This is a genomic window from Zobellella denitrificans, from assembly GCF_002237365.1.
Taxonomy (GTDB): domain Bacteria; phylum Pseudomonadota; class Gammaproteobacteria; order Enterobacterales; family Aeromonadaceae; genus Oceanimonas; species Oceanimonas denitrificans.
Map to the genome: position 1 here is coordinate 1 of NZ_NMUO01000068.1, position 21,926 is coordinate 21,926.

Here is a 21,926-nt window from a genome sequence, read left to right on the forward strand (position 1 = left end):
CCAGTACCTGGGCGCGGCCATGACGGTGGAGGAGCTGGCCGAGCGGGTGGGCGTGGGCCGGCGCCAGCTGGACCGGCTGTTCCAGGCCCGCTTTGGCCACCCGGCCCGGGCCCACTGGCAGGAGCTGCGCCTGCAGCACCTGGCCTGGCGGCTGCTGCACAGCCACCACGATCTGGCCCGGCTCGCCGAGGAGGTCGGCATCCGGGACACGGGCTACCTGGGCAAGCTGTTCAAGCGCCGCTTCGGCCTGACGCCGGCCCGCTATCGTCGGCAAAAAACACCGCCAGCCAGAGGGTATCCTGATCCGGATGGGTCCAGTTGACCCGGTGACGGCGGTGGGCGGCGATGGTCAGGTAATCGCCGGGGCCCAGTTGCAGCCGCTCGGACGGCGCCGCCAGCTCCAGCTCCGCCGCCCCCGCCACCAGCAGCACGAACTCGTGCTCGGGCTGATCGTACCAGAAGCCCGCGGGGGAACCGTGCCCCCGGGAGACGATGCGCTCGATGCGCACTCCGCCGTTGCCGGCCAGGGTCTGGATCAGCTCCTCGGGCAGCAGGGCGGGAATGGCGTCCTTCAGGTTGTGTCGAGGCATGGCGGCTCCTTTCAAAGATCACAAAAATGAAACATACATTCGACAACCGGCGCCGGGCATGGTTAACTGGACCAGATCGTGAACCGGGGAGCCTCCGCCATGAAAGAAAAGGACCTGCTGTTTTTCCAGCCGCTGTGGCGGCGTATCGCCGTCACCCTGTTCTGCGCCGGCTGGGCCGGCTGGGAATGGCTCAACGGCCAGCACCTGTGGGGCCTCATCATCACCGGCGTCACCCTCTACTGCTACTGGACCCTGTTCCATACCTTCGAGCCCATCAAGCCGGACGCGGAAAAGCGGGACTAAAGCACCATAATAGTTTAAAAATCAGGCAGCCAGGCACCGCACTGGCTCTGCGTTGCCGCCGGTTTGTACCGCTGTAGCCGTCGCTGTAGGTGCCGCTGTAGCCGTCGCTGTAAGTGCCGCTGTAGCCGTCGCTGTAAGTGCCGCTGTAGCCGTCGCTTCAGCCGACGGGAAGACGGCGCCCAATGTCCATGCCCCACGCCGTTGGCAGCTTTGCGCCACGTAAACGGGCGCCTACAGGTGAGATATCGTACTACCCACGTTTTAAACCGATCGGTACTCTAGCCGTTTTCCAGCAGCCAGTGGCGGAAGCGCCCCGCCGCCGCCGACAGCGGCTTGTGCCTGTTGTGCACCAGGTAGTCGGCCCGGCCGGTGTTGTAACAGAAGGGCCCCACCCGCCGGAGCAGGCCCGCCTCCAGTTGCTCCCGGGCCATGAAGTCCCAGCCCAGCCCCACCCCCATGCCCTGCAGCACGCCGTTGAACGCCAGGGTCACCTGGTTGAAACTGGGGGCATTGGCCGGCGGGCGGTAGTCCACCCCGAAATGGCGGAACCAGTCCGCCCAGTCGAGGCAATTCCAGGCCGAGGAATCGAGCTGGATCAGCGGCAGCTCCCGCAACTGGGCCACCTCGGCGGGCTCCTCCAGCGCCAGATCCCGGCTGCGGATGGGATAGACCCGCTCCTCGAACAGCAGCTCCGCCCGCAGCGAGGGCCAGTTGCCGTCGCCGTAGAGGATGCCCAGATCGTGCTCGTCCAGGCTGTATTCGTTGATGTCGTTGGTGGAATTGACATGCACCGCCAGCTCCGGACAGACCTTGCTGAACTCCACCAGCCGGGGAAACAGCCAGTAGTGGGCCACCGCATGGGTGCACACCAGGGTCAGGCTGCGGCTGTTGTGGGCCGCCTTCAGCCGCTCGACGCTGCGCTGCAGCTGTTGCAACAGCGGCGGCAACTCGCCGAACAGCGCCTGGCCGGCCCGGGTCAGGGCGATGCCCCTGGGCTGGCGCTCGAACAGCACCAGCCCCAGGCTACCCTCCAGTACCTTGATCTGCTTGCTTACCGCGCTCTGGGTCAGGCACAGCTCGGCGGCGGCCCGGGTAAAGCTGCCATGGCGGGCCACCGCCTCGAAGAACAGCAGGCTGTCGAGGGGCGGCAGGGTCTTGAAGGGGCGGTACATCTTGGCCTCCATGGCGGGGTTTCCTGCCCCTAACATAGCACCGGGGCATTCCGTTATGGAATGCCGGAAGGGGGATTTATCTCCATCTATCAGCCTCTTGCCTCGGGGAGCCCGCCGGCCCGGCATAAGCGCAGGGCAAGCCTGGCCCGTCGTCCGGCAAACCCCGGGTGCAGAAAGCCGGCCAAGTTTGCTATGATCCCCGCCCTGTTGCGTCCTGCCCCCGGGCCGGCGCGAAAACCCCGTTAAAGCGGCGCTCGGCCGGCGCCGGAGGAAAGCATGTCCCAGTTTGTTGTGTGTGCCCTGTATAAATTCGTCGCCCTGGAACACCACGAGGCGCTGCGCGAGCCGCTGCTTGCCCTGCTCGAAGCCGAGCAGATCCGCGGCACCCTGCTGCTGGCGGCCGAGGGCATCAACGGCACCGTGGCCGGCTCCCGCGCCGCCATCGACCGGCTTCAGGCCTGGTTCGCCGCCGATCCGCGCTTTGCCGGCATCGACTACAAGGAATCCCTGAGCGAAGCGCAGCCCTTCTACCGCACCAAGGTCAAGCTGAAGAAGGAAATCGTGACCCTGGGGGTCGAGGGCATAGATCCCCGCCGGGTGGTGGGTACCTATGTGGAGCCCAAGGACTGGAACGCGCTGATTTCCGACCCGGAGGTGGTGGTGATCGACACCCGCAACGACTACGAGGTGGAGATCGGCACCTTCAAGGGCGCCGTCAATCCCCATACCGAGAGCTTTCGCGAGTTTCCGGACTATGTGAAAAACAACCTGGATCCGGCCAAACACAAAAAGGTCGCCATGTTCTGCACCGGCGGCATCCGCTGCGAGAAGAGCACCGCCTACCTCAAGGAGCAGGGCTTCGACGAGGTCTATCACCTGCACGGTGGCATCCTCAAGTACCTGGAGGAAGTGCCCGAGGAAGACTCCCTGTGGCAGGGCGAGTGCTTCGTGTTCGACAACAGGGTGACGGTGGATCACCGGCTGCAACCGGGCCATTACCAGCTGTGCTCCGCCTGCCGGGCGCCGTTGTCCCAGGACGACCTGCAAAGCCCCCACTATGAGCACGGCGTCAGCTGTCCCCATTGCCACGACCGGCAGACCCCGGAACAGCGCCGCCGCTACGCCGAGCGCGAGCACCAGCTGCAACTGGCGCAAGCGCGGGGCGAGGCCCATATCGGCAGCGACGCGGTCGAGGCCGCCGAGCGGCACCGGGCGGAAAAACTCGCCCGCAAGCGGCAGCAGCAGGCCCGCAAGGGCTGAGCGCGGCGGTACTTTTCCTCGACGGAAAGGGCGAGTGTCATCTATTGCGGCGTGTCGGCAGAGTTGGCCCTTTGGCCGACTTGCCTGGAAGATCAGGGCATTGTCAATAAACAAAAGAATCAGAAATCACCAAATCAGAGCCCATTGATGTTGTGGATCCCCTTTACCCTGTTCGCCGCCCTGATGCAGGCCTGGCGCAACGCCTTCCAGAAACAGCTGAGCCAGGAGGCCGGCGCCACCGCCGTGACCCTGGCACGCTTCGTGCTGGCCGGGCCCATCGCCGCCCTCTACCTGTGGCTGCTCTACCGCTGGCAGCCCGAACAGCCGCTGCCCGATATCAGCCTCCCTTTCGTCGCCTACATAGTGGCGGCGGCGCTGAGCCAGATCCTGGCCACCGCCCTGATGGTGCGGCTGTTCCAGCTGCGCAACTACGCGGTGGGGGTGGGGCTGGCCAAGAGCGAGGCGATACTGGCGGCGGCCCTGGGGGTGTTCTTTTTCAGCGCCCCGCTCACCGCCCTGGGCTGGCTGGGGGTGCTCGTCGGCGGCCTGGCGGTGTGGCTGCTGAGCGGCCTGCGCCGGGCCGTGGGCGGTCCCGTCCCGCCGGCCACCCTGCTGATGGGCCTGGGCAGCGGCCTGGCCTTCGCCCTCACCTCCCTGTGGGTGCGGGAAGCCAGCCTGGTGCTGGGCCTGCCCTTTCCCTTCGGCGCCGCCTGGGTATTGCTGCTGGTGATTTCCCTGCAGACCCTGGTGCTGCTGCTCTGGCTGGGGCTCAAGGATCCCGCCGGCCTCACCGCCCTCTGGCGCCGGCCGGGGCTGACCTTGCTGATCAGCCTCAGCAGTTGCCTGGGTTCCATCGGCTGGTTCAGCGCCATGAGCCTGGAAAGCGTGGCCCTGGTCAAGACCCTGGGCCAGATAGAGGTGCTGTTCACCCTGATGATCTCGGCCTGGTACTTCCGGGAGAAGCTGGGCCGCCAGGATCACTGGGGCCTGCTGCTTATCGTGCTGGCGGCCCTGTGCGTGATGTGGGCCTAGAGCACCGCTCAGTTTAAAACGTGAGCAGCGTGATATCTCACCTGTAGGCGCCCGTTTACGTGGCGCAAAGCTGCCAACGGCGTGGGGCGTGGACATTGGGCGCCGGTTTGTGCCGGCTACAGCGGCACCTACAGCGACGGCTACAGCGGCACAAACCGGCAGCTACGCAGTGCCTGGCTGCCTGCTTTTTAAACTATATGGTGCTCTAGCGGCCCATGCGCCGGCGTGCCCGGTGGGAGGCGCCGTTGCGTACCGCCCAACGCAGCACCAGGGCCAGGGTGTGCACGCCAAGGCGCACACCGCGTCGCTCCAGCCCGCCCAGTTGCCGGCCGCTCATCGCCAGTGCCCAGGGCGGCAGCAAATCCATGCCAGCCTTCATCAAGAGCCCCACCAGGGGCCGGGCCGCCGGACTGGGCGCCGGTGCCGCCAGCAGCAGCCGGAAGATCTCGGCAGTGCGTTCATCGAACACCAGCTCAGGAAGCATCCGCTGCAGGTACAGCTCGATATCATGCCGGGTTTTGGGCACACCTTGCGCCCCCAGCGCCTCGGCCACCCGGGCGGCCTCGGCGAAGTAGCGGTCCTGCCCGGCCAGGCTCAGGTCGGGGTTGCAGTAGCGCAGGTGGGCCGCCATAAAGCAGCTCACCTCCGCCACGTGCACCCAGGTCAGCAGGGCCGGATCGTCCGCCGCATAGGGCCGGCCGTCCGCCGCCACCCCCGTTACCCGGCGGTGGATGCCCTTCACCCGTTCGATCAGTCGCTCGGCGTCGGCCCGGGGCGCGAAGGTGGTGGCGGCGATAAACTGGCTGGTGCGGCGCAGCCGGCCAGGCATGTCCTCCCGGAAGCGGGAGTGTTCCCAGACCCCGGCCAGGGCCAGGGGGTGCAGCATCTGCAACATCAGGGCACCGATGCCGCCGCACAGCATGGCGGTAAAGTCGCCGTGCACCCGCCAGATCACCGACTCCGGGCCGAACAGGCCGGGATCCCCCCGGGGGTGCTCGTAGTCGATGTCACCCAGCGCCAGCCCGGTCACCCCCATCACCTGGCGCTCGATACGTTGTCTCAGTCTGTTCATCTCATCGGAAAGGATAACGCTTAAAGGTCCACAATCGTTTGACCCCCTCCAGCACCAACAGTCCCACCGCCATCCAGATGGCGATATAGGTGGCCCACTGGCCGGGGGCGATGCGCTCGCCCAGCAGCAGGGACACCAGCACCAACAGCACCGGCTCCACATAGCCGAGCAGGCCGAACAGCACCAGGGGCAGGCGCCGGCTGGCCAGGATATAGGAGATCAGGGCCAGGGCGCTGACCAGCCCCAGGCCCAGCACCAGCCAGGGCAAGACGGGTCTTTCGGTGAAGGGCGCCAGAGGCGCCCCGGCGGCGAACAGGAAGCCGCAGGCCAGGGGCAGCAGCAACGCCATGTCGAGCCAGAGCCCGCCCAGGTTGTCGTTGCCCAGGAAGCGGCGCCAGACGAAATACAGCGGATAGCCGACGGCCACCACCAGGGTCTCCCAGGAGATGCCGCCGGCGCGCCACAGCTCGTTGGCCACCCCGGCGGCGGCGCAGGCCACCGCCAGCCATTGCAGCCGGCTCGGCCGTTCCTGGTAGAGGAAGCGGCCGATCAGCACCAGCGCCAGCGGCATCATAAAATAGCCGAGCGACACCGGCAGCCCCCGGCCGTTGAGCGGCGCCCACATAAACAGCCACAGCTGCACTCCCACCAGGGCGGACGACAGCGGCAGGCCCAGCCACAGCAGCGGCCGCCGCCTCAACTGGCCGAGCAGGCCGGTCACCAGCCGCCAGTCGCCGCTCAGCAGCAGGAAAAGCCCCATGCAGGGCAGGGTCAGCAGCATGCGCCAGCCGAAGATCTGCTCGCCGTCGAGCGGCCACAGCAGGCTGGCGTAGTAATACAGCACCGCGAACAACAGCGACGACAATACCGACAGTGCAACACCCCTGGTCACTCTGGTTTCCCCTGCTTCATTGTTATTATCGGATCGGCCGGCAGCTTAACAGCTTTGCGCACAAAGATTGAGCTGGCCTGAAAAATAAAACCAGCACCCGCCACCACCAGGATCAAAGATAACAGCAGATACTGCTACTCGCCCAGGCTCCTTTATGCTAACCAACCGCCGCCGCCCGGCCATGGGCGGCGGCGACGCCGGGATACCGGAAACCGACCCGCCCGGGCTTGTGCCCTTCCCGGCAAAACCGCTATAACAACGGCTCGCTGACCGACAAGGAAACACCATGCGCCTGCTCTCCCTCGCCCTGCTCACCTGCTGGCTGGCCGGCTGTGCCCTCGCCCGGGGCGAGCGGCTCGACCTCCTGCCCCTGGCCGATCTCTCGCCGCGGCTGGCGGAAAGCTCGGGCCTGGCCGCCTGGCAGGGCGGCCTGCTCAGCCATAACGACAGCGGCAACGCCGCCGAGCTGTTCAGACTGGAAAACGATGGCGCCATCACCCGGGCGTGGCCGGTGCCGGCCCCCAACCACGACTGGGAAGACATCGCGGTGCACGGCGACCATCTCTACCTCGCCGATATCGGCAACAACGGCGGCCGCCGCCGGGATCTGGCGGTATACCGGCTGCAACTGGCGGAAGAGGCGCTGCAACTGCAAAAGCGCCTGCCGGTGGCCTACGCCGAGCAGAGCAACTTCCAGCCGCCCCGCCACCAGCACAACTTCGACGCCGAGGCCCTGGCCTGGGTGGAGGGCGAGCTGTGGTTGCTGACCAAGCGCTGGCTGGACGAAGAAAGCGCCCTCTACGCGCTGCCGGCGGAAGGCGGCGAGGCACCGCTGGTGGAGCGGCAGCGGCTGGCCACCGCCATGCTGGTGACCGGTGCCGAGTACGACGCCGCCAGCCGGACCCTGCTGCTGCTGGGCTACAGCCGCAACTGGCTGGACCGGCGCGCCTTTCTGTGGTTCTACCCGGTGCGGGACAGCCGGGTCGAAGAGGCGCAAGGGCGGCGCTGGCAACTGAGCGAGGACGGCCAGTTCGAGGGGGTCACCCTGGGCGAGGACGGCTTTATCTACCTGAGCCGGGAAGGCGGCGGCATCAACCTGTTCCGCAGCCGCCTCCCCCTGGCCGAGCTGCTGCCCTGAATCCCGCTCAGCCGCCGTTTCCGGGCAAGGGCAGCAGGGCCCGGCCGGTTGTTCCAGAGCTATGCCTTCTTCCCCAACCTGACGGTGGCTGGCAACACCCTTAATACTGGCCATATATACAGCATTTAACTACGCTGAGCGTATGATGAAACGCGCCTATAAGTACCGGTTTTACCCCACGCCCGAGCAGGAACAACTGCTTGCCCGGACCTTTGGCTGTGTGCGTTTTGTTTACAACTCGGTATTGCGCCATCGCTCCGATGCGTTCCAGCAGCGCAAGGAAAAGATCGGCTACACGGCGGCGAACGCCTTCCTGACTGATCTCAAGAAAACGCCCGGGGCAGCCTTCCTCAACGAGGTCAGCTCGGTGCCATTGCAACAGTGTTTGCGTCACCAGCAGACCGCCTTCAAGAATTTCTTTGATGGTCATGCCAGGTACCCGGCATTCAAGCGTAAGCGGCACCGCCAGTCGGCGGAGTTTACCCGCTCGGCCTTCCAGTACCGCGACGACCGCTTGTTCCTCGCCAAGTGCAAACAGCCGCTGGCGATACGCTGGAGCCGACCACTGCCCGGCAAGCCCAGCACCGTCACCATTTCCAAGGACTCGGCCGGCCGCTACTTCGTGAGTTGCCTGTGCGAGTTTGACCCCGAGACCTTGCCCATCACGCCAAAAATGGTGGGGATTGATCTCGGCCTTAAAGATCTATTTGTCACCAGCGACGGGCATCGAGTCGGCAATCCCCGCCATACGGCGACATACGCGGCCAGGTTGGCCAAGGCGCAGCGGCGGCTGAGCAAGAAAAAGCTCGGCTCGAAGAACCGCGCCAAGGCGTGCCAAAAAGTAGCCCGACTTCACGCCAAGATCGCCGATTGCCGGATGGATGGCTTGCACAAGCTGTCCCGTAGATTGATTAACGAGAACCAAGTGATCTGCGTCGAATCCCTCAAGGTGAAGAACATGCTGCGCCATTCCCGATTGGCCAAGTCCATCAGCGATGCCGGTTGGGGCGAGTTGGTGCGCCAACTGGAGTACAAGGCAGCGTGGGCGGGACGGCAGTTGGTGGCCATCGACCAGTGGTATCCGTCCACCAAGCGCTGCTCTTGCTGTGGGCAGGTGGTGGACAACCTGTCGCTGTCCATCCGCGCCTGGACCTGCCCCGCATGCGCCACCGAACACGACCGCGACATCAATGCCGCGGTCAACATTAAAGCCGCCGGGCTGGCGGTGTTAGCCCTTGGAGAGAATGTAAGCGGCATGGGGCCAGTCTCCGTGTCCGGTTCTCGGTGAATTGGGAATCCCCTTCCTTTTAGAGAGGGGGCAGCCAAGGGCAGCTACAACCTGCTCTCGCCCGAGCAGGCCAGGGCCTTGCTCGGGCTCGAGATCGACGGCAAACTGGCCATCCGCCCCGAGTCCATCTACCTGCGTGAACCCGGGCGGGACTACGGCCCGGCCATGACGGCCCCGGTACCGGCACGGATAGCGCAGCACCAGCTGCTCGGCAACGTGGTCCGCTACCGGGTACAGACGGCGGGCGGCGAACTCATGGTGGACCGGCTCAACCGCGGCGCCCGCACCCTGTTGCCGGCGGGCCGGCAGGTGGAGCTGCTGTTCGACACCGCAGAACTGAACGAGGTGGCCTGATGACCCTGGCGATTTTCGACCTGGACGAGACCCTGATTGCCGGCGATTCCGCCAGCCTGTGGCTGGAATTCCTGGTACGGCGCAAGCTGGCGCCGGCGGCCATACTGGAGCAGGAGCGCGCCCTGATGAGCGCCTACTACCAGGGCCGGATGGACATGGACGCCTATATGGCGCTGACCCTCTCCCCCATCCGCCACTGGCAGCCGGCGGATTTGACCCCGCTGGTGGAGGAATTCATCGAGCAGGACATCGCCCCCCTCGTCTACCCCGAGGCCCGGGACCGGCTGGACTGGCACCGGCGCCTGGGCCACGAGCTGCTGATCATCTCCGCCACCGGCGAGCACCTGGTCAAACCCATCGCCCATTCTTTGGGGGTGAACCACGCCATCGGCATCCGGCTCGAGTGCTGCGACGGCATCTACAACGGCCGCACCCGGGGGGTGTACAGCTACCAGGAAGGCAAGATCACCCGGCTGCAGGAGTGGCTGGCCGAGCGGCAGTTTGCCCCCGCCCTGACCTACGGCTACAGCGACTCGCTCAACGATCTGCCGCTGCTGGAATACGTGGACAGGCCGACGGTGATCAACGGCGGCGACCACCTGGCCCGGCTGGCCGCCGAGCGGGGCTGGGGAAATCTGCGCTGGCGGCTGTAGTACAGGGATGACAAACCTTCGGCGTTACCCAGATAAACAACACCCATGCCCAAACAGGCGGACAAGGGATAGGCTCCGCCGACCGTCACATGCCATGGATGGCATGTGCGAGCGTACAGGGATGTATTCATAGCGTGTCGGCGGAGCCTATCCCTTTGGCCGACTGATGCGACCATGACAACGGCGGTGTCATCAAGCTGAAGGGTGCTAAACAGCACCCTTTTGTCATCCCATCTTCATATTACCGCCATACACTGCCACCCATTGTTGCGGTATATGGTGCCCCCCCATGACGGTGTTGACCTGCTTGAGCGATTCCCTCGCCTCCCTGATAGCCCAGCGCGGGCTGCGGCCCCTGTTCCAGCCGATAGTGGATACCCGCCAGGGGCGGATCCTCGGCCACGAGGCGCTGATCCGCGGCCCGGCCGGGCACCGGCTGGAGTTCCCGGGCGCCCTGTTCGGCGAGGCCAAGCAGACCGGGCTCCTGTCCGAGCTCGACCTGGCCTGCCGCGAAGCCGCCATGCAGGCCTATTGCCAGCGGCGGATGGATGGCCTGCTGTTCATCAACGTCAACCCCAATGTACTGCTCGACAAACAGCATCCCCGGGGCTGTACCCAGCGCCTGGCCCGTGAACTGGGCTTGCCGGCGGAGCGCATCGTCATCGAGCTGTCGGAGCAGTATCCCATCCAGGATACGGAAGAACTCAAGGCCGCGGTCAACCGCTACCGGGAGCTGGGTTTCCGGATCGCCATCGACGATCTGGGCGCCGGCTATTCCGGCTTGCGGCTCTGGTCCGAGGTGAAGCCCGACTACGTGAAAATAGACCGCTACTTTATCCAGGACATCCACCAGGATCCGATCAAGCGGGAATTCGTGCAGAGCATTCTCGCCCTGGCCAGGGGCATGCAGTCCAGGGTGATCGCCGAAGGCATAGAGCGCCAGGAAGAGCTGCGGCAGCTGCAGGACATGGGCATCCACTACTGCCAGGGCTACCTGCTCGGTCGCCCCCAGGCGGAGCCGGTTCGGCATCCTGGCGGCGAGCAGGCGATGCGGGGCCGGGTCGGCCTGCCCGGCCGGCACAAGGAAACCGTGGCCATGCTGGCCCGCCCCGGTGTGCCCATCAAGCCGGACGAGAAGATCCACCAGGTGTTCGACACCCTGCTGGCCGACGGCAGGCTGCTCTCGCTGCCGGTGCTGGACCAGGGCGTGCCGGTCGGGTTGGTGCGCCGGGAAAAGATCATGGAGCTGTTCTCCGCCGCCTTCGGCCGGGCCCTGTACGCCAACAAGTGCGTCCGCCACGTGATGGACAGCCCGGTGGTGGTGGACTGGCAGTGCTCGCTGGAGCAGGCCAGCCAGTTGCTGACCGACGACGAGGACGCCTCGGCCCAGCGCCACTTCATCGTCACCCGCCAGGGCCGCTACCATGGCCTGGCCTCGGCCCGCGGCCTGCTGCGCACCATCACCGAGCAGCGGCTGCTGCATGCCCGCTACGCCAACCCGCTCACCCTGCTGCCGGGCAACGTGCCCATCTACCGGGAAATCGACGAAGCCCTGAGCCGGGGGCGGGACTTCCACGTGGCCTACTTCGACCTGAATCACTTCAAGCCCTACAACGACGTCTACGGCTACGCCCAGGGCGACCGGGTGATCCTCTGGGTGGCCCGCCTGCTGCAGGAAGTGATCGTCGGTGCCGGCCAGTTCCTCGGCCATGTGGGAGGCGACGACTTCGTGGCGGTGTTCGATGAAGATTGTGACTGGCGCCCCCTGTGCGAGCGGATACTGCGCCGTTTCGACGAGGAGATCCCCCGCTTCTACCATGCCCGGGACCGGCTGCGCCAGGGCATGGAGGCCCACGCCCGCAACGGTGAACTCCGCCACTATCCCCTGCTCGGCCTGGCCATCGGCGTGGTCGCCCCGGACGCCCGCTCCTGCCACTCCCACTTCGATGTGGCGGCACTGGCCAGCGAGGCCAAGCACCAGGCCAAGCGCCTGCCCCACAGCCACTGCTATTTTAGCCCCAAATGAAAATCACCCCCGACTGGATAAACCACGACAATCGCCCTGCAATAATCAATAACCCATAATAAATGACTATTTTTTGAACATTAAAATGACTAATTAATCAGGCCGGGGCGTTTTTACTGGATCATCCTCTAATTTTTACCATCAATTAACAAAATCGTTTTTTCTTTGTGCTAAAACTCTAGCAAGGCATCGGTGTTTTATGCCTTCTATGAATAACGCTCATCTGCCCGTGCAATTCAAGAGGAAGTGATTATGACAGGCAAAGGAAAAACGGCTCTGCTGATCGCCGCCACCCTGGCGGCGGGACTGTCCCAGGCCCAGGCGGCGACCCTGGATTCGGTCAAGCAAAGAGGCGTGTTGAAATGCGGCGTAAACAGCGGCTTGCCCGGCTTCTCCAACCCGGATGACAAGGGCGCCTGGAAAGGGCTGGACGTGGATCTGTGTCGGGGCATTTCCGCCGCCGTCTTCAACGATCCGGACAAGGTGCAGTATATCCCCCTCAACGCCAAGGAGCGCCTCACCGCCCTGCAGTCCGGCGAAATCGACGTGCTTTCCCGCAATACCACCTGGACGTCGAGCCGCGACACCGATCTGGGCGTCAATTTCACCGGCATCAACTATTTCGACGGCCAGGGCTTCCTGATCAAGAAGGATCTGGGCGTGGCCAGCGCCAAGGATCTGGACGGCGCCGCCATCTGCATCCAGTCGGGCACCACCACCGAACTGAACGTGGCCGACTACTTCCGCCGCAACGGCATCAGCTACAGCGCCGTGGTGTTCGATACCTCGGAGCAGACGGTGCAGGGACTGGAGGCCGGCCGCTGCGACGTGCTGACTTCGGATCTTTCGCAACTCTATGCCCTGCGCATCAAGCTGTCCGATCCCGACGGCGCCGTTGCCCTGCCCGAGGTGATCTCCAAGGAACCCCTGGGCCCGGCGGTACGCCAGGGCGACGACCAGTGGTTCAACGTGGTCAAATGGACTCACTTTGCCATGGTCAACGCCGAGGAGCTGGGCATCACCAAGGCCAATGTGGACGAGATGAAGGGCAGTGAAAACCCCGATATCCGTCGCCTGCTGGGCGAAGACGCCGATTTCGGCAAGGGCATGGGACTGAGCAAGGACTGGGCCTACCGCATCATCAAGCACGTGGGCAACTACGGCGAGATCTTCGAAGCCAACGTCGGCCAGGGTTCTCCGCTCAAGATCGACCGAGGCCTCAACGCCCTGTGGACCGAAGGCGGCCTGCAATACGCGCCCCCCGTCCGCTAACCGGTTATCCCGCTATGGGCTGCGCCAGGGCGCAGCCCCTTTCGCAGACTCAGTACGAGGATAGGGCTTATGTCCTCATCGGCGAACCCCAAGCATACTCATGTTAAATTCTGGCGGGATCCGGCCAAGCGGGCCCTGCTATTCCAGGCTGTGCTGCTCACCGCCGTGGCCGGCGCCATCTGGTTTATTGTCGACAACACCCTGACCAACCTGGCCACCCGCGGCATCACCACCGGCTTCGGCTTTCTCGACGATCCGGCCGGCTTCGCCATCGCCCAATCGCTGATCCCCTATACGGAAACCGACACCTATGGCCGCACCTTCGTGGTGGGCCTGCTCAATACCCTGCTGGTGTCCTTTCTCGGCATCATCGGCGCCACCCTGCTGGGCTTTATCATCGGCGTGGCCCGGCTTTCCCCCAACTGGCTGATCAGAAAACTGGCCTCGGCCTATGTGGAGATCTTCCGCAACCTGCCGCTGCTGCTGCAGATGTTCTTCTGGTACTTTGCGGTGCTGCGCGCCCTGCCCGCCCCGCGCAACAGCCTGAACATCAACGACAGCATCTTTCTCAACGTACGCGGCCTCTACCTGCCCGAGCCGGTAGCGGGCGGCGGCTTTCATCTGGTGTGGCTGGCGCTGCTGCTGGCGGTGACCATCTCGGTATGGCTGTTCCGCTTCAACCATCGTCGCCAGGATGCCACCGGCAAGCGGCTGCCGGTGTGGTCGCTGTCGCTGGGGCTGGTCATCGGCCTGCCCGGGCTGCTGTTCCTGCTGCTGGGCGCCCCGCTCAGCTGGAACTACCCCGAGCTGGTGGGCTTCAACTTCCGCGGCGGCATGACCATCATCCCCGAATTCCTGGCGCTGTGGCTGTCGCTCACCATCTACACCGCCGCCTTTATCGCCGAAATCGTGCGCTCCGGCATCCAGGCCATCTCCCACGGCCAGACCGAGGCGGCCCACGCCCTGGGCATCAAGGACAGCCTGACCCTGCGGCTGGTGATCATTCCCCAGGCGATGCGGGTGATCATACCGCCGCTGACCAGCCAGTACCTCAACCTGACCAAGAACTCGTCCCTGGCCACCGCCATCGGCTATCCGGACCTGGTCTCGGTGTTCGCCGGCACCACCCTCAACCAGACCGGCCAGGCGATAGAGGTGATCGCCATCACCATGCTGGTGTACCTCACCATCAGCCTGACGGTGTCCTTCTTCATGAACTGGTTCAACAGCCGCATGGCCCTGGTGGAGCGATAATATGTTCAAAGACACTCTCATCCCCGAACGGCCGGCCCCCCTTGCCAGCACGGGCCTGATCGGCTGGCTCAGGGCCAACCTGTTTTCCGGCCCGATCAACAGTCTGTTCACCCTGGCGGGACTTTACGGCCTTTATCTGCTGCTGGTCCCCATCATCGACTGGGCCTTTATCCGGGCCGACTGGGTCGGCGCCAGCCGCGACGCCTGCGTCAGTGGCGGCGCCTGCTGGGTGTTCATCGGCAACCGGCTGCAGCAGTTCACCTACGGTTTCTATCCCACGGCGGAACTGTGGCGCATCAACCTCACCTTCCTGCTGTTTGTAGGCCAGTTGCTGTGGCTGGCACTGCCCAGGCTGCCGGGCAAGCTGTGGCTGGCCCCCTTTATGGTGGTCGTCTTCCCCTTCATCGCCTATGTGCTGCTGTACGGCGGCTGGTTCGGCCTGGTGGAGGTGCCCACCCACCAGTGGGGCGGCCTCACCCTGACCCTGATCCTCGCCGTGGTCGGCATTACCGCCGCCCTGCCCATCGGCACCCTGCTGGCCCTGGGCCGGCGCTCCAACATGCCGATAGTGCGCAGCCTGTCGGTGGTGTTTATCGAGTTCTGGCGCGGGGTGCCGCTGATCACCGTGCTGTTCATGTCGTCGGTGATGCTGCCGCTGTTCGTGCCCCAGGAGCTGACCCTCGACAAACTGCTGCGGGCCATGATCGGCATCATCTTCTTCCAGTCCGCCTACATGGCGGAAGTAGTGCGCGGCGGCCTGCAGGCCATTCCCAAGGGTCAGTACGAGGCGGCCGAGGCGCTCGGCCTGAACTACTGGAAGATGATGGTGCTGGTGGTGCTGCCCCAGGCGCTGAAGCTGATGATACCGGGCATCGTCAACACCTTTATCGCCCTGTTCAAGGACACCAGCCTGGTATTGATCATCGGCCTGTTCGACCTGCTCGCCATCGTGCAGGCGGGCCTGGCCGATCCCAACTGGCTGGGTTATGCCACCGAAGGTTATGTCTTTGCCGGTCTGGTGTTCTGGCTGTTCTGTTACGGCATGTCCAAGTACAGCCAGTACCTTGAACGCAAGCTGCACACCGGCCACAAGAAACGCTAGCCGTACACCGGCACTGGAGTTGAATGAATGGAACAACAAAACAAGGAAGCCATGGTGACCCTGCGCGGGGTGAACAAGTGGTACGGCGACTTTCATGTGCTGCGCGATATCGATCTGACCGTGACCAAGGGCGAGCGCATCGTGATCTGCGGCCCCTCGGGCTCGGGCAAGTCGACCCTGATCCGCTGTATCAACCGGCTGGAGGAACATCAGCAGGGCGACATCATAGTGCGCAACACTCCGCTTACCAACGACATCAAGAACATCGAGACCATCCGCCGGGAGGTGGGCATGGTGTTCCAGCACTTCAACCTGTTCCCGCACCTGACGGTGCTGGAAAACTGCACCCTGGCGCTGATCTGGGTGCGCAAGATGCCGCGCCGCCAGGCGGAAGAGATCGCCATGAAGCTGCTGGCCCGGGTCAAGATCCAGGATCAGGCAAAAAAATATCCGGGCCAGCTCTCCGGCGGCCAGCAGCAGCGGGTGGCCATCGCCCGCAGCCTGTGCATGAACCCGGAGATCATGCTGTTTGACGAGCCCACCTCGGCGCTGGATCCGGAGATGATCAAGGAAGTGCTGGACGTGATGATCGAGCTGGCGGAGGAAGGCATGACCATGATGTGCGTCACCCACGAGATGGGTTTCGCCCGCACCGTGGCGGACCGGGTGATCTTTATGGACGCGGGCCAGATCATCGAGGAAAACGATCCGGAGACCTTCTTCCACCACCCCCAGTCGGAACGCACCAAGCTGTTCCTCAGCCAGATACTGGGGCATTGAGCAAAGAAACAGTGTCGAAAGAAAAACCGGCTTTACACGAGTCTATTTCTGTTGGCCGGTTTAACCGAAAAAACCAAAAGTGAGAGTCAATTGAAGCAAATCATCTGCTGTTAACACGAATTTCCCCTCTTTTTACTGATTTCGTCCTGCCACTTTTTATCCTTTGGTCAATACTGATCTTCAAGCATGGCGAAGCTCATGCGTTAACCACCAACAATTCCATGCATATTAAGGACGATATTTATGGATAAGCATCATGGACGTGATCTGCCTTCGCGGGCAAGTCAGGCAGCCCTGCCTGCACAACGCTCAATTCTTGCCACCCTGCTCCCCTCCGCTTCCGGTTTTGCCGCTACCGTCCTGCTGTCGGTGGCCTTGATGAGCCATAGCGCGCCGGTATTGGCCGACCATGACACCGAGCACATGGTAGCCAACCTGAAAGGCGGGCTGGGTGCCTTGGAACAACGGGTTTGGGACTGCGAAAACGGTCGGAATGGCTGCAAGGGGATAGTGGGCGAGCAAGGGCTCCAGGGCGAACAAGGACCCCAGGGCGAGCAAGGACCCCAGGGCGAACAGGGACCCCAGGGCGAGCAAGGGCCCCAGGGTGAGCAAGGGCCCCAGGGCGAGCAAGGGCCACAGGGCGAGCAAGGACCCCAGGGCGAGCAAGGACCCCAGGGCGAACAGGGACCCCAGGGCGAGCAAGGACCCCAGGGTGAACAGGGACCCCAGGGTGAACAGGGACCCCAGGGTGAACAGGGACCCCAGGGCGAGCAAGGACCCCAGGGCGAGCAAGGACCCCAGGGCGAGCAAGGACCCCAGGGCGAGCAAGGACCCCAGGGCGAGCAAGGATCCCAGGGCGAACAAGGACCCCAGGGCGAACAAGGACCCCAGGGCGAACAAGGACCCCAGGGCGAACAAGGACCCCAGGGCGAACAGGGACCCCAGGGCGAACAAGGACCCCAGGGCGAACAAGGACTCCAGGGCGAAACCGGGCTAACCGCTTGGGAAAAGGTTTCAAATACCTGCACAACTACAGCCGGCAATATCAGCTGTACAGCAACATGCAGCAATGAGGATAAAAAGGTGCTTGGTGGGGGAGTAGCAAACGGTGACAGTGCCTGGCGAGTGGTTCAGAGCTATCCCGGCACCGACAGCAGTTGGATCGTTGCACTAACAAAACAAGGTGGCGGAGGAAATGCTAACGTCACCGTTTACGCCATCTGCGCCTATACCAACTAAGCCGGAGCAAGGAGACTGGTTATGACCAACTATATACTTCTGGCCTGCGCTTCCACGGCCTTGCTGCTGGCCTCACCGGCCAGTGCCAACCACTGCGACAACGATATGATTGAAGTGCAGTGGTTACTGGACGGCAGTGGCAATCTCGAGCCCAATCGGGTCGACGCCGCCGAACATCTGCTGGTACGCGCCGATCAGGCCTGTCTGCAGGAAAACGAGCTGATCATGAATGCCGAGCTGGATTCTCCCCTGCTGGATCCGGGCTACGTGACCGTAGGGCAATCCATGCTGATCAATGCCAAGGAGCTGCTGAGCGACCAGCACTGAGCAATAAACTGCCGCTGTTCTGCTCTACCTCGAAACAAAGCCGCCGGTATTGCCGGCGGCTTTTTATATTCACCCCAGAAGATTCAGTGGCCGCCTCCTTTCCACTGGCAAGAGGCAGAGCTCACCTCAGTAGGCGGCGCGGAAGATGGCGACCACTTCCTCATGGCTGGGTTGTATCGGGTTGGTCAGGCCGCAGGCGTCCTTCATGGCGTTGCTGGCCAGCACCGGGAAGTCCTCCTCCTTCACCCCGAGGCCGGCCAGGCCGGCGGGAATGCCCACCTGCTCCGCCAGGGCCACTATGGCCTGGATGGCGCGGTCGGCACCTTCCTCATCGGTCAGGTAATCCACGTCCTGGCCCAGGGCGGCGGCGATGTCCTTCAGCCGGGCGGCGGCGGCGCGGCTGTTGAAACGCTGCACATGGGGCAGCAGTATGGCGTTGCAGACCCCGTGGGGCAGGTCGTAGAAGCCGCCCAGCTGGTGCGCCATGGCGTGCACATAGCCCAGCGAAGCATTGTTGAAGGCCATGCCCGCCAGCAGCTGGGCGTAGGCCATCTGGTTGCGGGCCACCATGTCGCTGCCGTCCGCCACCGCCCGGGCCAGGTTTTGGCTGATCAGGGTCACCGCCTTCAGCGCGCAGGCGTCGGTGATGGGGTTGGCGGCGGTGGACACATAGGCCTCCACCGCATGGGTGAGGGCGTCCATGCCGGTGGCCGCGGTCAGCGACTTGGGCATCTTCTTCATCAGTTCGGGATCGTTGACCGACATGATGGGGGTGACGTGCTTGTCGACGATGGCCATCTTGATGTGGGTGTGCTCGTCGGTGATGATGCAGAAGCGGGTGATTTCCGAGGCGGTGCCGGCGGTGGTGTTGATGGCCACCAGCGGCAGTTGCGGCTTGGCGGACTTGTCCACCCCTTCGTAGTCGCGGATGTCGCCGCCGTTGCTGGCCACCAGGGCGATGGCCTTGGCGCAGTCGTGGGGCGAGCCGCCGCCGAGGGAGATCACCGAGTCGCAGCCTTTCTGCCGCAGCAGTTCAAGCCCCGCCTCCACGTTGCCGGTGGTGGGGTTAGCCTGCACCTGGTCGAAGACGCTGGCCTGGATATCCTGGGCCGCCAGGGCCTGCTGCAGCTGGCCGGCATAGCCCAGCTCCACCAGGGGCTTGTCGGTGACGATCAGGGCGTGGCGGAATCCGGACTGGCTCAGTTTGGTGACCGCCTGTTCCACCGCGCCGGCGCCGATCAGGTTGACGGAGGGCATATAGAAAGTTGCTGTAGTCATGATGCTTCCCTATGAGTTATTCCAGGTTGAGTGTGTGGCCGCCTCTCCCCTGCGACCGGATAAAAACCGTGCTCTTGAAATGGGTCCGGCACTGCTAATGCTCGGGCCAGGCTATCGCCACGCCAACACGCAGCAAGTACATCCCTGTATGCTCGACGATGGCGGTGTCGCGGTAACCGCCGTATCATCGCTTCGCGATGCTGGCGGCGGTGCTAGGCGCTTCGCGCCCCCTGCCATCGACGGTTGGCTTAGGCAACAGCCTGCCCCTCTTGACTGTTCTGCATTACCGCGGCAGTACCTGTTATCAGAAGAAACCGAGCGGGTTGCTGTCGTAGCTCACCAGCAGGTTCTTGGTCAGCTGGTAGTGATCCAGCATCATCTTGTGGGTTTCGCGACCGATGCCGGACTTCTTGTAACCGCCGAAGGCGGCGTGGGCCGGATAGGCGTGGTAGCAGTTCATCCAGATCCGCCCGGCCTGGATGCCCCGGGCCATGCGGTAGGCGCGGTTCACGTCCCGGGTCCAGACGCCGGCGCCCAGGCCGAACTCGGTGTCGTTGGCGATGGCCAGGGCCTCGGCCTCGTCCTTGAAGCGGGTCACCCCCACCGCCGGACCGAAGATCTCTTCCTGGAACACCCGCATCTTGTTGTCGCCCTGGAAGATGGTGGGCTGGATATAGAAGCCGTTCTCCAGGCCGCTGATGCGGTTGGCCTGGCCGCCGAGCAGCATCCGGGCGCCTTCGTCCCGGCCGATCTGCATGTAGCTCAGGATCTTGTCGAACTGTTCCTGGGACGCCTGGGCGCCGACCTGGGTTTCGGTATCCAGCGGGTTGCCCTGCTTGATCTGGCGACCGCGCACCAGCACCCGCTCCATAAAGTCGTCGAAGATGCTGTCCTGCACCAGGGCCCGGGACGGGCAGGTGCAGACCTCGCCCTGGTTGAAGAAGGTGAGCAGCATGCCCTCGATGCACTTGTCGACGAACTCCGGCTCGTAGCGCATCACGTCTTCGAAGAAGATGTTGGGGGACTTGCCGCCCAGCTCCACGGTGGAGGGGATCAGCCGCTCGGCCGCCGCCTTGAGGATATGGATGCCGACCGGGGTGGAGCCGGTAAAGGCCAGCTTGGCAATGCCCGGGTGACGCAGTATGGCCTCGCCCGCTTCCCGGCCCAGGCCGTTGACCACGTTGATCACGCCGGGGGGCAGCAGGTCGCCAATCAGCTCCATCATCACCAGGATGGAGGCCGGGGTCTGCTCGGCGGGCTTCAACACGGTGCAGCAGCCCGAGGCCAGCACCGGCGCCAGTTTCCAGGCCGCCATCAGCAGCGGGAAGTTCCAGGGGATGATCTGCCCCACCACGCCCACCGGCTCGTGGAAGTGATAGGAGGCGGTGCTGGCGTCCAGCTCGGCGGCGGTGCCTTCCTGGGCGCGGATGGCGCCGGCGAAGTAGCGGAAGTGATCCACCACCAGCGGGATGTCGGCGGCCAGGGTTTCACGCACCGCCTTGCCGTTGTCCCAGGTTTCCGCCACCGCCAGCAGCTCGCGGTTCTGCTCGATGCGATCGGCGATGCGCAGCATGATGTTGGCCCGCTCCGCCACGGCGGTTTTGCTCCAGGTCACGAAGGCCTGTTGGGCCGCCTGCACCGCCAGATCGATATCCTGGGCATCGGAGCGGGGCACCTCGCAGAACACGGCACCGTTCACCGGCGAGACGTTTTCCATGTAGCGGCCATTCACCGGCTCGCGCCACTGACCGCCGATAAAGTTCTGGTAGCGGGCCTTGAAGTTGACCACGGCTCCGGCTTGTCCTGGTTGCTGATAAATCATCACGGCTCTCCTTGCGGGTAATCTCGGTTGACGTTGACGCCAGTCGGCGTTTGCAAGAAGGTAAGTGCAAGGTCGGTGCCAGTTGTAGCAGATCAAGTAAACAAGGTTAAAAAGTCGTTACAATCGGGCCTTCGAAAGACTAACCTAAGGGAGTCCGCTCCCCGGTTGGCAGCTTGCCTTGTCCAGGGTCTGGACAGGGTGTTCAGTACAGGTGTTCAGTTTCTTAACAGGCAGGGATCATGACCATCAGCACAGTGCTTACTCAGCCCCAGGATCTGGCTTTACTTGAACGTTCATGGCAACGCAGCCGCGACTACGGCCTGCTCCGGGCCGGCCGCACCGATCCCCGCTGCCTGGCGCCCTCGGCCCTGAACCAGAAACAGCAGCAGCATGAGTTGCTGCTGCGCTACCTGCGCCACAGCCTGCCGCTGTTCGAGCAACTGCAGCAGGGCCGCCACTGCCGCCTGATCTTCTCCGATGCCGAGGGCACCATCCTCTTTACCAGCGGCGATCCCCACTTCGGCAGCAGGGCCCAGAAGATGGCCCTGGCCAGCGGCGCCAGCTGGCATGAGCAGAGCATGGGCACCAATGCCATCGGCACCGCCCTGAGCGAGCAAAAGGAAGTCTGCATCCTGGGCAGTCAGCATTTTCTGGCCGCCAACCAGGGCATCAGCTGCAGCGCCAGCCCGGTGCTGTCGCCGAGCGGCGAGCTGCTGGGGGTGATCGACATCTCCAGCGAGGCCGGCGAGCACTGCCAGGACATGCTGCTCACCGCCCGGTTGCTGGCCCTGTCGGTGGAAAACGCCCTGGTGATGAACCACAGCGACACCCACTGGATCCTGAGCCTGGCCCCGGATGCGGGCAGCCTGCAACAGCCCTGGTCCGGCATCATCGCCCTGCGGGAAGACGGCCAGTTGCTGGGCGCCAACCGCAGCGCCCGCCACTGGCTGCCGGAGCTGGACATCCCCGCCATGCTGAGCGATTTGCGCCAGGGCGAACTCACCCCCGTCGGCTCGGGGCTGGCCCTGCTGAGCCGCCAGCCCGGGCGACGCCCGGCAGCCCGCCCCGAGCT

22 protein-coding genes are annotated in these 21,926 nt (G+C 64.1%); 15 read left to right on the top strand and 7 right to left on the bottom strand.

Going from position 1 to position 21,926, the window contains the following annotated elements; all coding sequences use genetic code 11:
* Positions 1 to 322: helix-turn-helix domain-containing protein (locus CGX12_RS13705; RefSeq protein WP_142995631.1), on the top strand; the 322-nt coding region annotated here is incomplete at its 5' end.
* Here CGX12_RS13705 and CGX12_RS13710 read toward each other — a convergent pair.
* Complete coding sequence (locus CGX12_RS13710) at positions 231 to 590, bottom strand: cupin domain-containing protein (protein ID WP_094040433.1); 360 nt, start codon at positions 588 to 590, stop codon at positions 231 to 233. The genes CGX12_RS13705 and CGX12_RS13710 overlap by 92 nt on opposite strands.
* Before the next feature lie 99 nt (positions 591 to 689).
* On the opposite strand from CGX12_RS13710, the gene CGX12_RS13715 reads away from it, so the two are divergent.
* Entirely contained in the window at positions 690 to 893 is a 204-nt protein-coding gene (locus tag CGX12_RS13715; protein WP_094040434.1) for a hypothetical protein, read from the top strand.
* Positions 894 to 1,171: 278 nt separating this feature from the next.
* Here the strand turns inward: CGX12_RS13715 and CGX12_RS13720 are convergent, their stop codons facing one another.
* Positions 1,172 to 2,077 carry a LysR substrate-binding domain-containing protein gene (locus CGX12_RS13720; protein WP_198401810.1) on the bottom strand — a complete coding sequence of 302 codons (906 nt, stop codon included), beginning with the start codon at positions 2,075 to 2,077 and terminating at the stop codon, positions 1,172 to 1,174.
* 264 nt (positions 2,078 to 2,341) lie between these two features.
* Here CGX12_RS13720 and trhO point away from each other — a divergent pair, with 264 nt between their 5' ends.
* Both trhO and CGX12_RS13730 read left to right on the top strand, forming a co-directional pair.
* Complete coding sequence (gene trhO / locus CGX12_RS13725; RefSeq protein WP_094040435.1) at positions 2,342 to 3,325, top strand: oxygen-dependent tRNA uridine(34) hydroxylase TrhO; 984 nt, start codon at positions 2,342 to 2,344, stop codon at positions 3,323 to 3,325.
* Between the two features lie 147 nt (positions 3,326 to 3,472).
* On the top strand, positions 3,473 to 4,357 hold the full coding sequence (locus CGX12_RS13730) for an EamA family transporter (RefSeq protein ID WP_094040436.1): 885 nt from the start codon (positions 3,473 to 3,475) through the stop codon (positions 4,355 to 4,357).
* Positions 4,358 to 4,562: 205 nt separating this feature from the next.
* On the opposite strand, the gene CGX12_RS13735 is transcribed toward CGX12_RS13730, so the two are convergent.
* Together CGX12_RS13735 and rarD are read right to left on the bottom strand one after the other, a co-directional pair.
* Entirely contained in the window at positions 4,563 to 5,429 is an 867-nt protein-coding gene (locus tag CGX12_RS13735) for an oxygenase MpaB family protein (protein WP_094040437.1), read from the bottom strand.
* Between the two features lies 1 nt (position 5,430).
* Complete coding sequence (gene rarD, locus CGX12_RS13740; RefSeq protein ID WP_094040438.1) at positions 5,431 to 6,321, bottom strand: EamA family transporter RarD; 891 nt, start codon at positions 6,319 to 6,321, stop codon at positions 5,431 to 5,433.
* 286 nt (positions 6,322 to 6,607) lie between these two features.
* On the opposite strand from rarD, the gene CGX12_RS13745 reads away from it, so the two are divergent.
* From CGX12_RS13745 to CGX12_RS13785, 9 genes are all read left to right on the top strand, one after another.
* Positions 6,608 to 7,459, top strand: coding sequence for a hypothetical protein (locus CGX12_RS13745; RefSeq protein WP_094040439.1), 852 nt, complete (start codon positions 6,608 to 6,610; stop codon positions 7,457 to 7,459).
* Between the two features lie 142 nt (positions 7,460 to 7,601).
* Positions 7,602 to 8,747 (top strand): RNA-guided endonuclease InsQ/TnpB family protein, encoded by a 1,146-nt coding sequence (locus tag CGX12_RS13750; RefSeq protein ID WP_094040440.1) that lies wholly within the window; start codon positions 7,602 to 7,604, stop codon positions 8,745 to 8,747.
* Between the two features lie 78 nt (positions 8,748 to 8,825).
* The gene (locus CGX12_RS13755; RefSeq protein ID WP_254918299.1) at positions 8,826 to 9,101 is read left to right on the top strand and encodes a TOBE domain-containing protein; all 276 of its coding nucleotides are present in this window, start codon (positions 8,826 to 8,828) and stop codon (positions 9,099 to 9,101) included.
* A complete protein-coding gene (locus tag CGX12_RS13760; RefSeq protein WP_094040442.1) occupies positions 9,101 to 9,754 on the top strand; it encodes an HAD family hydrolase in 654 nt (217 codons plus the stop codon). Before CGX12_RS13755 ends, CGX12_RS13760 begins: the two co-directional genes overlap by 1 nt.
* A 289-nt stretch (positions 9,755 to 10,043) precedes the next feature.
* Positions 10,044 to 11,780, top strand: a complete 1,737-nt coding sequence (locus CGX12_RS13765) for a bifunctional diguanylate cyclase/phosphodiesterase (RefSeq protein ID WP_094040443.1) — start codon at positions 10,044 to 10,046, stop codon at positions 11,778 to 11,780.
* Positions 11,781 to 12,032: 252 nt separating this feature from the next.
* Positions 12,033 to 13,052, top strand: a complete 1,020-nt coding sequence (locus tag CGX12_RS13770) for an amino acid ABC transporter substrate-binding protein (protein ID WP_094040444.1) — start codon at positions 12,033 to 12,035, stop codon at positions 13,050 to 13,052.
* A gap of 69 nt (positions 13,053 to 13,121) precedes the next feature.
* A complete protein-coding gene (locus tag CGX12_RS13775) occupies positions 13,122 to 14,306 on the top strand; it encodes an amino acid ABC transporter permease (protein WP_094040445.1) in 1,185 nt (394 codons plus the stop codon).
* Position 14,307: 1 nt separating this feature from the next.
* Complete coding sequence (locus tag CGX12_RS13780; RefSeq protein WP_094040446.1) at positions 14,308 to 15,408, top strand: amino acid ABC transporter permease; 1,101 nt, start codon at positions 14,308 to 14,310, stop codon at positions 15,406 to 15,408.
* Positions 15,409 to 15,435: 27 nt separating this feature from the next.
* Positions 15,436 to 16,188 (top strand): amino acid ABC transporter ATP-binding protein, encoded by a 753-nt coding sequence (locus tag CGX12_RS13785; RefSeq protein WP_438273040.1) that lies wholly within the window; start codon positions 15,436 to 15,438, stop codon positions 16,186 to 16,188.
* A gap of 352 nt (positions 16,189 to 16,540) precedes the next feature.
* On the opposite strand, the gene CGX12_RS20415 is transcribed toward CGX12_RS13785, so the two are convergent.
* Positions 16,541 to 17,218, bottom strand: a complete 678-nt coding sequence (locus CGX12_RS20415; RefSeq protein ID WP_368073556.1) for a P30/P32 family tip organella adhesin — start codon at positions 17,216 to 17,218, stop codon at positions 16,541 to 16,543.
* 230 nt (positions 17,219 to 17,448) lie between these two features.
* Between CGX12_RS20415 and CGX12_RS13795 the strand changes: the two genes are divergently transcribed.
* Positions 17,449 to 17,754: a hypothetical protein gene (locus CGX12_RS13795; protein ID WP_094040447.1), complete on the top strand. Its 306-nt coding sequence runs from the start codon at positions 17,449 to 17,451 to the stop codon at positions 17,752 to 17,754.
* A gap of 126 nt (positions 17,755 to 17,880) precedes the next feature.
* On the opposite strand, the gene yiaY is transcribed toward CGX12_RS13795, so the two are convergent.
* Both yiaY and exaC read right to left on the bottom strand, forming a co-directional pair.
* Positions 17,881 to 19,032: an L-threonine dehydrogenase gene (yiaY, locus tag CGX12_RS13800; protein ID WP_094040448.1), complete on the bottom strand. Its 1,152-nt coding sequence runs from the start codon at positions 19,030 to 19,032 to the stop codon at positions 17,881 to 17,883.
* A 304-nt stretch (positions 19,033 to 19,336) separates the two neighbouring features.
* The gene (gene exaC, locus CGX12_RS13805; RefSeq protein WP_094040449.1) at positions 19,337 to 20,854 is read right to left on the bottom strand and encodes an acetaldehyde dehydrogenase ExaC; all 1,518 of its coding nucleotides are present in this window, start codon (positions 20,852 to 20,854) and stop codon (positions 19,337 to 19,339) included.
* Positions 20,855 to 21,093: 239 nt separating this feature from the next.
* On the opposite strand from exaC, the gene CGX12_RS13810 reads away from it, so the two are divergent.
* The coding region (locus CGX12_RS13810; protein ID WP_142995632.1) for a sigma-54-dependent Fis family transcriptional regulator at positions 21,094 to 21,926 on the top strand (833 nt) is incomplete at its 3' end.